Genomic DNA, 17,384 nt, shown 5'->3' on the forward strand with positions numbered 1-17,384 from the left:
CCAAAGCCAATGACAATTAGAGGTTATCATGTAGTGTCCAACAAAGAAAGTAATAATAATCACTAAAACTTGATTTAAAAGATAATGTTTAATTTTAATAATACGAGGAGGTTCTTTCATGGCTTTTTTTGGCTTCAAAGACTTCGACCGCTTGTCAGAAGTCGACCTGAATATTTACCGTTTTTTTACCGCGAACGTTGACAAAGTTCCCTATTTACGCGTGCGTGACATTGCCCGTGAAGCACATGTCTCCAATTCATCTGTCATGCGCTTCATTCATAAGTTAGGTTACGATAGTTTTCCAGAATTTAAAGTTTCTTTTCGGGCTGAACAACAACAAGCCCACCCAACTAACCACCAGATCAACTTCGTCACCGACCAAAACTTTCCGACTGACATTTATGAAAAGATCGAACTTGTGGCGGACCGAATGCAACAAGCAGATCAAGTGATTTTTTGTGCAATGGGCTCGTCTGGTGCGCTGGCAGAATACGCCGCACGCCAAGCTGCCGCAGTGGGGTTCAACGCCATTTGCGTGAAGGATCCCTTTTACCCACTCGTCAACCAGCTTAAAAACACTAGTGATAATCTCCTAATTGCACTCTCAGTCTCTGGGAAAACAATCGAGTTACTCGAATTACTCAATAACTTCATTAACAATGAAGATGTGACTCTCGTGGCGATCACCGCTGAACCTAGCAGTCAAGTCGCGTTGATGTCTCGCTACGTTCTGGGTTATTCCGTGCCACAACAGCGGATCGCTAAGTACTATGATTTAACGACCCAAGTTCCAGCGCTCTATTTAACCGAACAGCTGATTTCGACGGCTCGTCGCTTAGCTGTCCAAGCTGGTGACCACTTGATTTAAACTTTTTTACGCTCATTTGGTACATAGTGTTCCAAGTCGGGAAAATTCAACTAAGTTTAGGAACACTACTTCAACCGGTGGGCTAGCCCTTGTTTCTTAGAAAGCGCTTTATTATGATGGAGGTGTATTAGAAATTATTTTAAATTTTTAGGAGTGATTTTACATGTCCAAAATGGATTCGTACAATGCCTTTATGGAAAAACACATTGTGCCCGCCGCCGCTAAATTGAATGAACAACGTCATATTGCCGCAGTTCGGGATGCTTTCATGTATTCTTTCCCCATCACAATGTCAGCGTCACTAGTAATTTTGATCAACAGTTTGCTATTTTCTAAGGATGGTTTTTTAGCGAAAATCTTATTCTTAAACAAGATTTTCCCTCATTTGGAAGATATGCAGGGCTGGTTAAACTCTGTCACTAACGGGACCATGGATATTTTGTCGATTTTCATCGCCTATATGGTTGCCGCAGAATTAGCCCGCCATTTCAAAGCGGACCAGATGTTAACCGGGATGACCTCGATCGCGGTCTTCATGATCATGTACACCCCAGCCATCGTCAAAGACGGTATCAACTATTTGCCAAAAACTTTCTTAGGAGCTCAGGGTTTATTCGTGGCTATGTTTATCGGGATGTTAGTTGGGGAATTCTTGCCCAAACTGTTCGCCATCAAAAAAATCCAGATCAAGATGCCAGAAATGGTGCCGCCTGCAGTTTCACGATCATTTAATGGTTTGATTCCAATTATCATCGTGATCATGGTAACTGCGATTATAAATCACTTGATCTCTCTGATAGCTCCACAAGGTATTAACCAAATCATTTACGACACGATTCAAACTCCACTCCGTAACATTGGGGTCAACATTTGGAGTGTGACTCTCTTGGCCATCGTCCAAAACCTACTCTGGTTAGTCGGGATCCATGGGCCGAATACTTTAAACGCCCTACGCTCAGTGATCTTTACTGAAGCTGACCTCGGTAACCAACAATTTATCAACAACCATGGCAGTATCTGGGACATTCCATATCCTGCAACTTGGGGTAATATGAATGATACCTTCGCTAACATGGGCGGTAGTGGGATGACACTTGGTTTGATCATTGCGATTTTCATCGTATCAAAACGAAAAGACTACCGTGCGGTGGCCAAATTAGCGATCGTTCCAGGTTTATTTAACATTAACGAACCTTTGATGTTTGGTCTCCCCATCGTCTTGAACCCAATTTTGGCAATTCCATTTGTCCTGACACCAGTCATCAATATCTGGGTTGGCTACTTGGTCACCAATATTTTGAAGTGGATTCCAACGCCAGCGCTAGGAATGACGTGGACGACCCCTGGGCCACTGATGCCATTCTTGGGAACCGGTGGTAACTGGCTCGCATTAATTATTGGCTTTGTCTGCTTAACAATTTCGGTCTTCACATACATGCCATTTGTCTTAGCAGCTAATAAGGTCGCAGAAAGAGAAGGACAACTAGAAGAATAACAGAGTGGAGCAAAGCGGGAGGACTCGAGCACTATCGGAGACTAACCTTCAATGCGTTCTTGGCATTGAAGGTTAGTCTTGGATAAGCGGAAAGTCCTGTTTTGTGGAGCTCGACTAATAACAGGGTGGAGTGAAACGCTTAGAAAGCGAGCACTATCAGAACCTAGGAACTAATGCGTTTTTGGCATTAGTTCCTGGGTTTAGATAAGCGGAACTTTCTGTTTCACGGAACCGGACTAATAACACAAGGTGAAACAAGCCGGTTAGAAGACGAGCATTAACAAGCTTTCTGCCATAATGCGGTTTAAGCATTTTGGCGGGAAGTAGGTTAAGCGAAATCTTCTGGCTTGTGGAACTGGACTAGTAACAATTGATCTAGCCTAACACTTCCAAACCCTAGCCTTTAATGCAACCGGCATTAGAGGTTAAGTTTGGATAAACAGGAAGAAATAAATTACTAAGAACTTACAAATTAATCACGGTGGCATCCAGCAGTTAGAATTTCTAACTACTCCCCCCACTGACACATTTGACATCACCCGCAAAAAAACACTAACACCAGGAGGAAACAAAAATGGCAGAAGATATTAGAGAATTCCCCCCCAATTTTTTATGGGGCGGAGCAGTCGCAGCACACCAATTAGAAGGTGCTTACCAGGAAGGTGGTAAAGGTTTAAGTATCGCCGACCTCTTTACCCTTGGTAGTAAAGACCAACCACGGAAAATTACCAGCACGATTGAAGATGACAAGTACTATTACCCGAACCATCAGGCGATCGACTTTTATCATCATTATCCAGAAGACATCAAGCTTTTGGCGGAAATGGGCTTTAAGTGTTTCCGGACTTCGATTGCTTGGTCTCGAATCTTCCCAAATGGCGATGAAACTGAACCCAATGAAGCTGGTTTAAAGTTTTACGATGACTTATTTGACGAATGTTTGAAATATGGCATCGAACCCGTTGTCACTCTTTCTCACTTCGAAATTCCGCTCCACCTGGTGCAAGAATATGGTGGCTGGCGTGACCGACGGATGATTGAATTTTTCTTACGGCTAGCTGAAGTCTGCTTCAAACGCTACCATCACAAAGTAAAGTACTGGATGACTTTCAATGAAATCAACAACCAGACTAACTTTGAAACTGCGGGTCATCTTTACACCAACTCGGGCATTATCCCGACTGCAGGTGAAAACCGTGAAAAATTAATGTACCAAGCTGCTCATTACGAATTGGTTGCGTCAGCCCAAGCAGTCACACTTGGTCATGATATTGACCCTGACTTACAAATCGGTAGTATGATTGCGATGTGCCCAATTTACCCACTGACTTCCAAGCCTGAGGATATTTTATTTACCCAACGTGCGATGCAAACACGCTACTGGTTCTCAGACGTGCACGCGAACGGTTTTTATCCAGAATGGCTGTTGAAGTTCTTTGAGAAAAAGCACTTTGACATGGACATCACCACGGCTGATTTGGCAGCGCTCCAGGTGGGCACAGTCGATTATATCGGCTTTAGTTACTATATGTCCTTCACAACTAAGTATGCTGGACACGAAGACTTTAACGAAGAATACGACCTCGTGGAAAACCCATACGTCAAAGCCAGTGAATGGGGCTGGCAAATTGACCCTGTTGGTTTACGCTATGCGTTAAATTGGTTCACTGACCGCTATCATTTGCCATTGTTTGTCGTTGAAAATGGTCTAGGTGCGGTCGATCAATTAACTGAAGACCATAAAGTCCATGACGATTACCGGATTAAATACATGCACGACCACATTACGCAAATGAAGAAAGCTGTCTTGGATGATGGTGTTGATTTGATGGGTTATACGCCGTGGGGCTGTATTGACCTCGTGTCAGCCGGAACAGGTGAAATGTCCAAACGTTATGGCATGATCTATGTCGATGAAGATGACCATGGAAATGGCTCGCTTAACCGCTACCGTAAGGATTCGTTTTACTGGTTCAAAAATGTAATTGCCACTAACGGAGCTGAACTTTAGCCAGTAGTGTGCGCCTAATAATAAATTTACGGCAGACTGGCTCGCGTGCACTTTTAAAGCAGCAATCTGCCGTTTTGCTAGCTATGATAAAGGAGTGGAGTTAACTTGAAAAATTATGTTGGGATTGATATTGGCGGGACTTCGATCAAGTATGGTCTGGTGAGTGCCACTGGTGAAATTTTAAGTCAGGCTAGTTTGCCAACTGCAACAAAACAAGAGGAAGTCTTAACTAATTTGGCACAAATTGTCACTGACTTCCAAGATAGCGGTCATGAATTGGCGGGTGTGGGTGTCTCAATGCCGGGCGTAGTTGAAGCGAACGGTATGTTGACCACTGCTGGCGCGGTTAAATGTCTGACCGGAGTCAATTTGCAGAATGAGTTAGAGGAACGAACCGGCGTGGCAACTACTATCGAAAACGACGCCAACGCTGCGGCCATCGCTGAACAGTGGTTAGGAGCAGCCCAAGGTGTCCATAATTATTTAAGTCTCGTTTTAGGGACTGGCGTGGGTGGTGCTCTAGTTATCAACGACCAGATTTACCGTGGTGCTCATGCCCGCTCAGGTGAATTTGGCTGGATGCTGCTGGACGAACAGCACGACGAACTGGAAGACGGCAGTCTAAACTTCCAGGGTGCAACCGTGATTGGACTCTTACGGGTCTACAACTTGAAAGCCCAGACTAATCTAACTGATGCCCGGGAAATCTTTACCAGAGCCGCTGATGGCGAGCTGATTGCTCAACACGTTCTAGCAACCTACTTCCGCCGTTTGGCACAAGGAATTTTAAACTTAGTGGTTTGTTTTGACCCAGCTCAAGTCATTGTGGGTGGCGGAATCAGCGTCAATCCCGCTTTCCGGACTGGTTTGCAACAGGCCTACACCGAACTGCAAGCTGAACACAGCAGCGTCCGTGATTTAACCTTACCTGACATCGTCCCTGCCCAACTTGGCAATGATGCCGGGATGATTGGTGCCGTTTATCGGCGAATGCAAGAAGAATAAGATGCAAAAGAATCTCTCTAACTGTGAATACTACATTCACAGTTAGAGAGATTCTTTGATTCTAACGGAGTTTCTTGATAGTTAAGAATATTGGGCAAATCATTTGATGCTTGACTGCCTAACTCCCAGTAATACTCAATGTTAATTTCTTCAGTTAATTTAGATAAAATGTCCAAGACAAGTAAGCGCTTTAAGCGTATAATATTTTAGGTAGAGAAGTTAGGGCGGTAGCTAGTTCTTTTAGTAGGAGGTGGTTGCTTATGGTGTAACAACTATAACAGCAACACGCACATTCCATACGAAAGGAGTAGCCAACAAGGTGTCAGTTTTTGAGACCTTACAACTAATGTTAGCGACTGAGACCTTGATCGTTGTTTTGCTCGGGTTAGTTGTTGAGCTAATTAAATTAATTAGCAAAAAAAAATAACCGTCTTAGCTGTGGCAAGCTGATGGTTATTTTCCACTAACTGCTACCGCCTTACGCGGCTCTACAAGGAAGTCATGTTCGCGCATGGCTTCCTTTTTTCTACCCACATTATAACATGGCTAACTAATGGATAAAAGCTTCAGCTACTCATATTTTTCAAATTTCCCTTGCTCTTTAGTGTTCTGTACCTAAATCCGTCACAGTTGGGTACAAAAATTGAAAAGCTCCCCCAAGATTAGTAAAGTACGACCAGCAAATTAAAAACTTCCTCTGTTTTGACAAAATAGTTGTAGCATACCAAAAAAATAACCATCTCTGCTCTAGGAAGCTGATGGTTATTTTTTCCATTAGTATGCTATTTCCTGATGTGGAAGTCATTTTGCCGCAATAATCAGGCAGGCTCGATCCACTAACTACCTAACTGCTAATTTATCCTCTAAATATTCAACGGCACCTCGACCGGTTTCAAATAAAATATACTCCTGGTCCCCCTGGTAAAAGCAGAGTTGAGTCGTACCAAAGTATTCCACTTTAGAAAAACCGCTGATTTGTGCCAAAGGAATTTCTATATGTCGCTGAATCTTAGCAGCGCGCGGAAATATCAAGTGTAAACTATCCTCATCGATTTTAACCTTTGCGAGTTGATGAAACTTGTGTGTTTGGTAAATTATTTCAACATAAACATTCATTTTTCCCACCCCTTCATCAGTATCACTTGCTTTTCTTTACTATAACTTATGGGACGGGTTCCACAACAAGCCTTTCGTTTAAAAAATTCTGCAATATACTTTTCTCGGGGTTTGCAAGATAAATTATGATCTCTGATAGTGTTTTTGTCTGAGTTACCATTGCTGCTTTATTTAATTAGTAGCAAAATTTGAATGGCATCTGTTCCACGCCGAAAAAAGACCTAGATAACTAAAAAGTTGTTCTATAAATTAGAAATGTGTTGATTAAAAATTTCCTCTAACATCTCGATACTATCTTCTGATAATCTATCAACTACTTGTGTAAAAAAGTCATAATCATATGATTCTAAATAAAAATTAAAAAATTCAACGCAACTTTCTATTTCTACTTCTTTCTCTTTTTCTGAATCAGTTATAGTGGGGACGATATTCATTATCTCTGAATCTTTCGGTTGAGGAAAATTTATTCTAATTTTTTCGAAAACTGTATCATAAACTTCTTTTAGGGTTTCATAATTATTCTTTTTATCTTCGAAGAATAATATGATTATCCTGCGAAAATCATTTTTAGAAACTAATGATTTATTTTTTATTGAAAATTCATATATATAATCAATAATCTTTTCTAAATTATCTTTCTGTAAATTCAATGATCTACACAGATTAATTAGACATTCATCGTAAATTGTAAGGTGATTGAGAAAATTCTGAAAATTATAAGAATACGAAGTTTTAAAGGAATTTATATATTCATCAAAATTATTTCCAAGTTCCCTTAACCCATAATAAAACGCATTTTTTGAATCATTATTAACCATATAAGTACGCGCTACGATTCCACTATCCCTTGATTCATAGTAATCAATAATAGTTTTGGAAGGATTTTCGTTCAAATGATTCATAAAGTAATATTCATCAAATTTAAGATGTGGACTACTCTCAAAGTCAATTAAGAGTACAAAAATATATTTTTTGTGTTTATGTATCCAAACAACATTTCTATACTTTTTTAAGATATCCATTCCTTTTTCCGTTACTACGAAAAATTTTTTGTTGTCAAATTTTAAAATTTCCTTGTCATAAGAAACATTCTTAATTCTTTCTATTAAAGCACTCTTAGCACCACTACTTTTTTGACTTAGCTTTTTTAAAACTTCACGTAATTCAGTATTTGTAAGATGTTCCATCATTTCATCAGGATTGCTAACACGTATCAAATCCTTTGCAAGAAGTTTTGACAATACCTCTTCATAAGAAATAAAGTTAACTGAAATTTCATATTCGTGCGATCCTCCAGTAATTTTTCTCATAGGGTTTTTAACTTGTGTTGGAAAATCTCTTAAAAAATTCAATACAATAATATCTTGTACAGTATATCCATCTTTTGATTTTAATTCGGGGGGCATGAATTTTCGCATATTATTAGTCACCTCAACTATTACAATTAAAACAAATTTTTATAACAAATCTACTTCATATCACAAAGGTTTATATTATTAAACAACATCACCTAGTTAATTCATCTGTCAAGCCTGCGGAAGATTTAACCATACATTCTATCTTACTTTCTCAAGCTGTAAAACCAGTCTTTATGCTTCAGATACCAATTAACTGTGTGCTTCAAGCCCTCTTCAAAGCTCCACTGCGGCTGCCAGCCTAGTTCACGTTCAATTTTACTTGTATCTAAAGCATAACGTTGATCATGCCCCAAGCGGTCAGCAACATAGCTAATTTGATTGCCGGATAAGTTCAATTGATCCACCAGTAAATTGGCAATTTCATTGTTAGAACGTTCAGCGTGTCCGCCAATATTATAAATTTCTCCTGCCTGTCCGTGATGAAGGACCAAATCGATTGCCCGGCAATTATCCTCAACGTATAACCAATCGCGGATATTTTCCCCAGTTCCATAGATGGGTAGCTCTTGTCCTTGCAAACCATGCGTCAGCAAAAGCGGAATCAGCTTTTCTGGATACTGATAGGGACCATAATTATTGGAACTGCGGGTAATATTAACATCCATGCCATAGGTCTGATAATAGGAATGCACAAACATTTCAGCGGCTGCTTTGCTGGCTGAATACGGTGAACTAGGCGCTAAAACTGCTTGTTCAGTAAACTTCGCCGAACTATCTAATTCTAACGAACCATAGACCTCGTCCGTTGAAATTTGTACAAATTTTTGAATGCCAACCTGGCGGGCACTTTCCAATAAAGCTAGTGTCCCCTGAGTATTCGTTTGTAAAAAGACTCCTGGGTTTTTTAGCGACCGGTCAACATGGCTTTCCGCGGCAAAATTAACCAGGTAGTCAACTCGATAGTGACGAAGCAGCTGTTGCACCAAGTTCTGGTTATTGATGTTTCCTTGCACAAACTGATAACGCGGATCTTGGGCAATGTCTGCCAAATTGGCCAAGTTTCCCGCGTAGGTCAGTAGGTCTAAGTTCACGATTCGACAATTGGGCCGTTGTGCCAATAAGTAGTGAATAAAATTACTGCCAATAAAACCAGCGCCGCCTGTGATCAAATACGATTCCATTTCTAGGCTGCCTCCTCAGTTAAATTCTCTTAACCCCTATTGTAGCGGATATTTGTAAAAATAGTAGTCTCGGGTTGATCGTCTACATTTAAACTCCATTTTGTCCAAAAGACAACGTTTTCCAATTTACGACTGGCGGTTTTTAAGCTATACTAAAGGAGGTATTCCAATATCCAGTATTACTACTCAAACTCTTATTCGAGGAGATTTTTATATGTCAGACTCAATTAAAATTGTGACCGATTCGTCGGTTCTTTTAACTGCAGATGAAATTAAAGATAATGACATTACCGTCATTCCCTTATCCGTCGAAGTTAACGGTAAAAATTATGTTGATGAGGTCGATATCACTCGTCCTCAATTAGTTGAGGCCTTAAAACAAGGCTTCATCCCTAAAACTAGCCAACCAGCTCTGGGAAACTTCATTGAAGCCTTTGACCGGTTAGGTGCAGATGGCAGCAGTGTCATTGCCATCATCTTATCCGACGTTTTAAGCGGTGCTTATGCTTCTGCGACTAAAGCAGCAGAAATGTCTACAGCAAACGTAACTGTCATTAACAGTAAGTCGACTGATCGTGGTGAAGCCTTCCAAGTCCTCGCAGCTGCACAAGATGCCCAAGCTGGCAAATCTGTGACAGAAATCGTGGACCATTGTCGAGATATTTATTCTAGAACTTCGATCGATGTCTTGATCGATAGCCTTGACTGCTTAGTAGCTGGGGGCCGTGTCAGCAAGATGACTGGTCTTTTAACTAAACTAGCTAATATCAAGGTTGTCGTTGAACTCCATGACTCATCATTAGATGTTGTGTCCAAAGGCCGGAGTTCCAAGAGTTTGCTTAAATTTGTCACCAAAAAGAAACAAGCTCATGACGACAATCACAATCGGATCCAAGCACTGTCCCTTTCCAATGTTGCGGCAGACGAGTCCATGTTGACCAAGGTCAAGGAACTCTTGATTGGCGACCAGGATAACGTACCTTACATTGCTGAATTAACTAGCCCAATCATCATGACCCACACTGGTTTAAAGGCCATCGGTGTCATTACACTTTCAGAAAAGCCATTACCAAATTTCTAATCGACTAACACTCTTTTACTTTCACGAAAGGGTGTTTTTCTTTGCCCAAAAATTTAGTCGCCTTTTTTCTAATTGAAAAGCTTTCTCAAATAAAATATCTTTTTCAAAAATTTTTTCAATTAAAATCGTTGTTAAATCAGCTTTTTATTTTCATAATTGAAAATGTTTCTCATTTAGAATTTTTCTAGTTTACATTTAGTGGAATTGTGTTAGTCTATAAGTGGAAAGACAAGGGAGGAATTTATCATGAAGCATTTTCAAAAATTAATCGCAATTTTTGTCGTAGCGTTGACTGCTTTAGTTTTAGAGTTTGGTTTCCATCAGCCACTCTGGGCCCAAGGCGTAGTCACATTAGCTGGTGCTTACTTAGCCCTGTCAATGTTAGTAGAAATGATCAAAACTTTGCGTTCAGGCAAATACGGCGTTGACTTGTTGGCGATCACTGCCATCATCGCCACTTTGGCCGTCAGCCAGTACTGGGCTGCCATGATCATTTTATTGATGTTAGTCGGTGGCGACACCTTAGAAGACTATGCCGGGCATAAAGCCAACTCGGAATTAAAGGCGCTGCTTGAAAATTCACCGCAGATTGCTCACCGTTTGGAACAAGACACCGACCAAACGACAGATATCAAGGTTGAGGACTTACAAGTCGGTGATCGGTTGCTAGTTAAGTCTCATGAAATCGTACCAGCTGACGGGCATTTATTACAGGGGACTGGTTTATTTGATGAATCCTCACTAACTGGTGAATCACGTCCGATTGAAAAGACCCCTGGCGACGATGTAATGTCTGGCTCATTAAACGGTGATACAGCCGTTGTGCTCCAAGCGGATAAAAAGAGTGCTGACAGTCAGTACCAACGCTTAATTGCCCTAGTACGCGAGTCTGAAGCCAAACCAGCTCATTTCGTCCGTTTGGCTGACCGTTATGCCGTACCATTCACCTTAATCGCTTATGTTATCGCAGGGGTGGCTTGGGCATTGTCTAAGGATCCAGTACGCTTTGCACAAGTGCTTGTCGTGGCTTCTCCTTGTCCGCTGATTTTAGCAGCACCCGTGGCTTTAGTGGCCGGAATGAGTCGCGCCTCTCGCTCTGGGATCGTGGTTAAAACCGGAGATGTTCTGGAAAAGCTGTCCACAGCTCGGACCTTTGCCTTTGACAAAACTGGGACACTGACTAAAGGGACACTCAGTGTGGAGCACGTTCATCCTGAAAAAGGAGTCGAGACTGGGCGTTTGATCAGCTTAGCCGCCAGTGTTGAAAATAACTCTAACCATATTCTTGGCCGTTCACTGGTCAATTACGCTAAAGAACAAGGTCTATCACTTGAAAACACGACCGCTGTGAAGGAAATCACTGCTCAAGGGATTCAAGCCGAAGTTAACGGACAGCTTATTAAAGTCGGTAAAAGTAACTTTGTAACTGAACAAGACACAGTGCAGGATGCTGACCAAACGGCAGTTTTCATCAGTATTGCAGGCCAATATGCCGGGTCGATCACTTTTACCGACCAAATTCGATCCGAAGCTAAAAAGACCATTCAAACCTTGACTCAGCGCGATCAGGCTCAAGTCATGATGTTGACTGGTGATCAACAAGAAACGGCCGCTACAATTGCCAAAGCCGCAGGAATCACGCAGATCCACGCTGAACTATTACCAGAGGAAAAAATCAAGTTGCTGCAAAACTGTGACCAAGAACAACGACCAGTCGTTATGATTGGTGACGGGGTCAACGATGCCCCTGCTTTGGCAGAAGCAGATGTCGGTATCGCTATGGGAGCCCATGGGGCAACGGCCGCCAGTGAAACAGCCTCTGCGGTGATCTTAAAAGACGACCTATCCCGCGTCGCTCAGGCAGTGGAGATCTCCAAAGACACTATGAAAGTCGCTAAACAATCAGTTTGGCTGGGTATTGCCATTTGTACCGCTCTAATGCTCATTGCCAGTGTTGGTGTCTTGCCGACCCTAGTTGGCGCGCTCTTACAAGAAGTCGTCGACACCGTTTCGATCCTGTGGGCCTTACGTGCACGGCATAGTCAAAACCACCAACATCAGAAGAAGTCGTCTCATCATGAATTCTCCATGGAATCTTAATAAAATTGTGTGAATTTGTTAAGCAAATCTTTAGAACTTAGCTGTATAGTAAACACTATAAACTAATTAACTTACTCCCCCTATATGTAAGTAAAGTTTGTAACTATATATTGTCCCCTACGACATATAGTTCGTACCATTCCTTTTTAGCTCCGTGCCTATGAGGTGCGGAGTTTTTTTGTGCAAAAAAAGTTCTCTATGATCATTATTAATCATAAAGAACTCTCTCTTATTATTTCATGAAGTTCATTTTCTTTAGATATTTTTTTCCTGCTGTATTATCGTACTGAACTAAACGATAATCACGCATCAAAATCTTTTGTTTCTGAGTTAAATCCTTTTCTTGAACAAGTCGGTTCTTATCATCGACCAATAATCCATCCGAAGTATCATTATTTCCTCGTGACTGCGCAGGTAAATCTTCCACCACTTTTGTCATCATGGCATAAAAAGGATTAACTTTTTGATTCATTTGCTTTAATGCCAAAGCAGTGAAAAAGTTTGGACTGATTACTTGAACATGACTGGTCTGTTTTCCAATACTATCACCATGTTCACGAGCATATTTATTACTGTAGATAAAATAATCCGTCTCATGTAGAGGAACATAGTACTCATTCATATTATTACCATCATAAATTCCTGGTAAATGATCACCATACCAAACAACCGTAATCGGTCGCTGATAATGATCTAATTGTTCAATAAATTCTTTAGTAAATTTAGAAGTTAAGGCGATTCCTTGCATATAATGCTTAACTTGTTCTTTACGTTCAGGGTTAGCCACAGCCTGCCCACTAGCTTCAAATGGGTACTCATCATACTTGTCAGTAAATGGAAGATGATTCTGCATGGTTGCTAAGCTAATAAATTGGCCTCTTCGTTCTCGTTTTAGTTGCCATAAAACATCTTTATATGCCTCATCATCTCCAACTAGGTCACTGTTTTGAATATTTTTCCGGTACCTTAACTTCTCATCGACACTTTTACCATCTAATGTTCTAAAAGTTTGAAAACCAAATCTCTGGTAAGCTTCTCTTCTTTGATAAAAAGTACCCAAGAATGGATGAATTGCATTTTTTCTCTTGAAAAGATCAACAACACTAGGATTATAGTCGGATTTCATTACAATCTGAGTAAAAGGAGTAGTCATACTTGAATCAAACATTTGAAGATTCCAACTTGTTTCAACCCCATATTCAATATTAGCTGTTCCACCACCATACCCAGAACTTAGCATTAAACCAGAGGTATTATTCTTCTTGATTTCATCGATTTCAGGTACTGGATTTTGATTAACTTTCATATTAGGTACTCGCTTAGGGTCTGAATAGCTTTCACTTAAAACATAAATCAAGGTCTGTTGATTTATATCCTTGTTTTTACGGGTTTGATTAATTTGTTTAGCCTCGCTTGTATACTTATTAGCAATCTTTCGCATAGTCTGCTTAGAATAGTTAGAGGGCTTCTCCATCGTCTTACTACCTAGAAAGTTTATAAAATTCAACCATGGCCCATTTTTATTAGCAGCAGAGTTTGAATCCCAGAAATAAATGTCATTTCCCATCCAATTACTAAGATTATTCATGGCAGAGTTTTCAATATTAATCTTATTAAGACCTGAGAAGCCAATCACAGTTATACCAACAATGAGAACCCTTATTGCCAAAAAAAGTCTTGAATTTTGCCATTTAACCGGAAAAAACCTTTCGAATAAAATTGTTAGTAAAATTAAAACTACAATACCAGCTATAATTTTTAACAATATGTTCTGGTTAGCCATTTTCAACATTTCACGCGGCTCTTTGATAAAAATCAAATCACTTGGAAGTAATGGTTCACTACGAGCAACATGTTTCTGTTGATTTATAAAAGCGAATGCAGTTCCAAAAATAACTAATATTGTGTTTGCGGTCCAAAATCGACCAATAAAAGCGCACAATGCGATTCCAAGCAGAGTTAACCCGAGCGATACAATGACAAAAATTCGTTTATGTCCGATTGCCCAAATTAATCCGGCGTCAACATTATTTAATTGTAATGCTTGAGTAACTGCAACAATAACCATAGATTCAAATAACATTAAACCAATTGTTCTTAGGATAATTAGTGTATTTTTTCCTTTAAGCCGCCAATTAATTTTTTTTAAAAATTCTGCATGCTGTTTCTTTTCCAATTAATTCATTCCTTCGTAAAAATTTCACCTTAGAATCCAGTAAACCAAATAACATACCAAACCTCAAGGACATTTTTAATACTTTATAATCTTCTTAACAAAAAAATTATTGATCGTGAAGAATTTATTTTTGAAGTATTCAGTGTATTTTAGGAGAACTTACTTGATTTTTAAATCTCCCTTTAAGTCTCTGTTACACATCTAGAAAAGTATGCAACAACCAACAATACGTAGCAGCTATGCATCAAATAGTTTAAAGTTTAAGTACTTTTTACTCCCCCCTGAAGCCCTAAATTTTTCCGTTTAAAATCCGCAAACAACGCGAGCAAAACAACATTATACGAAGCATCTAATAAATGTTGATCAATTGCTGAACTCAATAAAACTAACAAAATGTAAACAACCATAAAAAATAATTCTTGTTCAGTAAACTTACGAAACAAGATCATCAATACCAGTAAATACATAATAAAAACAACTATTCCTTGCATCACTATTAGTCGTATAAAGGAGGAATCTACGTAAAAATACTTAAAAGTTTTTGCCTCCTGACCCAGACTACCATTACCATGTTCCTGTATAAATTGTCCAAAAATACTAATCCCATGTTCATGTAAAGCTTGATATCCGTAACGCAACCGACCAGAGAGTAACCGATCTATCGCTGTTAAAACACGATTACTAGGTGAATAGAAATATGCTATTGCAAGATTAATTCCAATATACAAAATCCCCAATCCAAAGTATCCTAAATAATCGACGTGTAAGCACACTTTTTTTATTGTTGGATAGAAATATGCAACTAAAGTTAGAAAAATTATCAGTAAGGTGTCTAACCTGGCATTGGTTATATAGAACAAAAGAGCAGTACAAGCCAGTACACAACAATATGTTTGCCAACGCAACTTAAACTCTTTATATACAAAATATGCCAAGATGAAATAAAAAATCCGCGCACCAAAATCCGTTGGGGTCAAAAAGCCCATTGAATAGCGAATAATTTCCGGGTGTCCAATTCTTCCTTGAAGTTGATTAGGAATTACTCTAAAACCTGCTGCAAGAATTGTCATTAAAATAAGGACACCATTAGTTTGCAAAAAGACTTTTAAGATCTTTTGATAGTTGATATTATTCGCACCAATGATAAACAAACTATAATAAAAAATATCATAGTTTTTAGATGCATATCCTAAAGCAAATAACGCACCTGCAAAAGCAAAAATCAATCCTTTAACATAAATCGTAGATTGTTCTAAAACAAAAATTCTAAACAATACTAAGACTGTCGCAAACTGAATTACCTTATACACTATACTATAACTAAACCATTCCGGAATAAATAACGTCGATTTAAAAAAAAGTGCGCTCAAAAACAAGACTAATGCAAAAAAATAAAATTTTTTTGACCATTCTTTTAACCTACGTGAACGATACAAAGTATCATTGTTTGGCTGAAAATTTACCATACATTCCACCGCCCTTACTCAATAAAAAGGCATTAATTACAACAAAAGGTGATGAACATAATACTTTCTCATCACCTACATTTAATTATTTTTTATTCAAATCCTTCTTGATTTGTGTAGTACTTATTTCTGGTGTCCGTGCTAAATACTCAACGTCGACCCCTTCTTCTTTCAGAAAGTCGAATTTTCCTTTCCAGTCGTCGCCAATAGCAAAAGTATCAATATCATATTTATGAACATCACTACGTTTTTGTTCCCAATTCTCTTCAGGAATAACTAAGTCAACATAACGAATCGCTTCAACTAGCTGTTTCCGCTGCTCATATGTAAAATAAGTTTTCTTCTGTTTTTTTTCCCAATTAAATTCATCAGTTGAGATTGCAACTACTAAATAATCGCCCAACGCCTTAGCCCGTTTTAACAAATTAATATGACCATAATGCAATAAATCAAAAGTTCCGTAAGTAATTACTCTTTTCATAATAAATTCCTCCTATATCATTTTCTAATGTTTTACTTTCCAAAGCCACGAATTTAATACTAAAACCAGCTTATAATGTCCACGCAACAAAAGTTTTCTAAAAATTGCATGCTTCCGACCAATAATACCATCAAATTCATCATCTTTAAAAGCTTCAATATAATGACCAGACTCTGCAATTTGTTTGATTTGCTCGCTACAATCATTCAGGCTAAGCTTATTAGTCGCCAGTAAATCAGCAAAATACCAATTTAACAAGAACATATAACCTGTTAGCCGTAATTTAATTAACGGCTTCAATTTTCCAGAAATCTGATAGTCTTTAAAATACTCCTCCAATAATTGATTAAAAAGTTTTTCATTTTGGAGATTGTATTCCCTAAATTTGTGCATTGTATGATTTTCAAGTTGGTAATAAAAATCAAATTGAGTTAGCAAAACATTCTTTGCTTTTTTAACAACATCAAAGTTAAAAAGAAGGTCTTCCGCCATAACTAGATTATCATTAAACTGAATCTTATGATCAACAAGAAATTGTTTTTTGTAAAATTTACTGTGAATACCTGACGAACACCGCACTTTGCCAATATCTACTAATGACTCTAACAATGGCATCCTATCAGAATCACTCTCAAGTAATACTTTTTCAAGTTTATCTTGATTAATATCCGTGATGATCAAATCTGGTTTATCGTTAGAATCAAGTACCTGCTTTAACAATTTAACATATCCATTCTTGAACAGATCATCACTGTCAAAGAAAGTTATATATTCTCCTTTTGCCTCAGATAATCCACGATTCCGCGTACCACTAACACCACTATGTTCTGTTAATAATAACCGAAAGCAAGGTTTAAGTGCTATAACGTTTTTGACGATTTCAACGGTACTATCAGTTGATCCGTCGTCCACTAACAAAACCTCTACAGTGTCTTCCTGATTTTCAATTGAACTAGCGACACTATTAATCGTCCGTTCAATATATTCCTCACTGTTAAAAAGAGGCAGAACTATTGATAATAAAGGATTCAATTTTTAATTTCCTC

General features: G+C 38.9%; 14 protein-coding genes. 7 read left to right on the forward strand and 7 right to left on the reverse strand.

Annotated elements, in window-relative coordinates:
- Window positions 1–118: 118 nt before the first annotated feature.
- From LPAF129_RS03470 to LPAF129_RS03490, 5 genes are all read left to right on the forward strand, one after another.
- Window positions 119–868: a MurR/RpiR family transcriptional regulator gene (locus LPAF129_RS03470; RefSeq protein WP_244054772.1), complete on the forward strand. Its 750-nt coding sequence runs from the start codon at window positions 119–121 to the stop codon at window positions 866–868.
- 172 nt (window positions 869–1,040) lie between these two features.
- Window positions 1,041–2,363 (forward strand): PTS sugar transporter subunit IIC, encoded by a 1,323-nt coding sequence (locus LPAF129_RS03475; protein WP_244054773.1) that lies wholly within the window; start codon window positions 1,041–1,043, stop codon window positions 2,361–2,363.
- A 574-nt stretch (window positions 2,364–2,937) separates the two neighbouring features.
- On the forward strand, window positions 2,938–4,374 hold the full coding sequence (locus tag LPAF129_RS03480) for a 6-phospho-beta-glucosidase (RefSeq protein ID WP_244054774.1): 1,437 nt from the start codon (window positions 2,938–2,940) through the stop codon (window positions 4,372–4,374).
- 105 nt (window positions 4,375–4,479) lie between these two features.
- Window positions 4,480–5,379, forward strand: coding sequence for an ROK family protein (locus tag LPAF129_RS03485; protein WP_244054775.1), 900 nt, complete (start codon window positions 4,480–4,482; stop codon window positions 5,377–5,379).
- 319 nt (window positions 5,380–5,698) lie between these two features.
- On the forward strand, window positions 5,699–5,806 hold the full coding sequence (locus LPAF129_RS03490) for a putative holin-like toxin (RefSeq protein ID WP_244054776.1): 108 nt from the start codon (window positions 5,699–5,701) through the stop codon (window positions 5,804–5,806).
- Window positions 5,807–6,219: 413 nt separating this feature from the next.
- Here the strand turns inward: LPAF129_RS03490 and LPAF129_RS03495 are convergent, their stop codons facing one another.
- The 3 genes from LPAF129_RS03495 to rfbB all read right to left on the reverse strand — a co-directional run bounded on the left by LPAF129_RS03495 (window position 6,220) and on the right by rfbB (window position 9,034).
- On the reverse strand, window positions 6,220–6,495 hold the full coding sequence (locus LPAF129_RS03495) for a hypothetical protein (RefSeq protein WP_244054777.1): 276 nt from the start codon (window positions 6,493–6,495) through the stop codon (window positions 6,220–6,222).
- A gap of 242 nt (window positions 6,496–6,737) precedes the next feature.
- Complete coding sequence (locus tag LPAF129_RS03500) at window positions 6,738–7,925, reverse strand: SAP domain-containing protein (protein WP_244054778.1); 1,188 nt, start codon at window positions 7,923–7,925, stop codon at window positions 6,738–6,740.
- 131 nt (window positions 7,926–8,056) lie between these two features.
- Window positions 8,057–9,034 (reverse strand): dTDP-glucose 4,6-dehydratase, encoded by a 978-nt coding sequence (gene rfbB, locus LPAF129_RS03505; RefSeq protein ID WP_244054779.1) that lies wholly within the window; start codon window positions 9,032–9,034, stop codon window positions 8,057–8,059.
- 214 nt (window positions 9,035–9,248) lie between these two features.
- On the opposite strand from rfbB, the gene fakB reads away from it, so the two are divergent.
- The gene (gene fakB / locus LPAF129_RS03510) at window positions 9,249–10,115 is read left to right on the forward strand and encodes a DegV family protein (protein ID WP_244054780.1); all 867 of its coding nucleotides are present in this window, start codon (window positions 9,249–9,251) and stop codon (window positions 10,113–10,115) included.
- A 246-nt stretch (window positions 10,116–10,361) separates the two neighbouring features.
- Window positions 10,362–12,215: a heavy metal translocating P-type ATPase gene (locus LPAF129_RS03515; protein ID WP_244054781.1), complete on the forward strand. Its 1,854-nt coding sequence runs from the start codon at window positions 10,362–10,364 to the stop codon at window positions 12,213–12,215.
- Window positions 12,216–12,447: 232 nt separating this feature from the next.
- Here the strand turns inward: LPAF129_RS03515 and LPAF129_RS03520 are convergent, their stop codons facing one another.
- From LPAF129_RS03520 to LPAF129_RS03535, 4 genes are all read right to left on the reverse strand, one after another.
- Window positions 12,448–14,391: an LTA synthase family protein gene (locus tag LPAF129_RS03520; RefSeq protein ID WP_244054782.1), complete on the reverse strand. Its 1,944-nt coding sequence runs from the start codon at window positions 14,389–14,391 to the stop codon at window positions 12,448–12,450.
- Window positions 14,392–14,651: 260 nt separating this feature from the next.
- The gene (locus LPAF129_RS03525; RefSeq protein WP_244054783.1) at window positions 14,652–15,857 is read right to left on the reverse strand and encodes a hypothetical protein; all 1,206 of its coding nucleotides are present in this window, start codon (window positions 15,855–15,857) and stop codon (window positions 14,652–14,654) included.
- An 85-nt stretch (window positions 15,858–15,942) separates the two neighbouring features.
- Window positions 15,943–16,338, reverse strand: a complete 396-nt coding sequence (gene tagD, locus LPAF129_RS03530) for a glycerol-3-phosphate cytidylyltransferase (protein ID WP_244054784.1) — start codon at window positions 16,336–16,338, stop codon at window positions 15,943–15,945.
- A gap of 24 nt (window positions 16,339–16,362) precedes the next feature.
- Window positions 16,363–17,370 carry a glycosyltransferase family 2 protein gene (locus tag LPAF129_RS03535; protein WP_244054785.1) on the reverse strand — a complete coding sequence of 336 codons (1,008 nt, stop codon included), beginning with the start codon at window positions 17,368–17,370 and terminating at the stop codon, window positions 16,363–16,365.
- Window positions 17,371–17,384 lie beyond the last annotated feature (14 nt).

Source organism: Ligilactobacillus pabuli, assembly GCF_022836475.1.
GTDB classification, from domain to species: Bacteria; Bacillota; Bacilli; order Lactobacillales; family Lactobacillaceae; genus Ligilactobacillus; species Ligilactobacillus pabuli.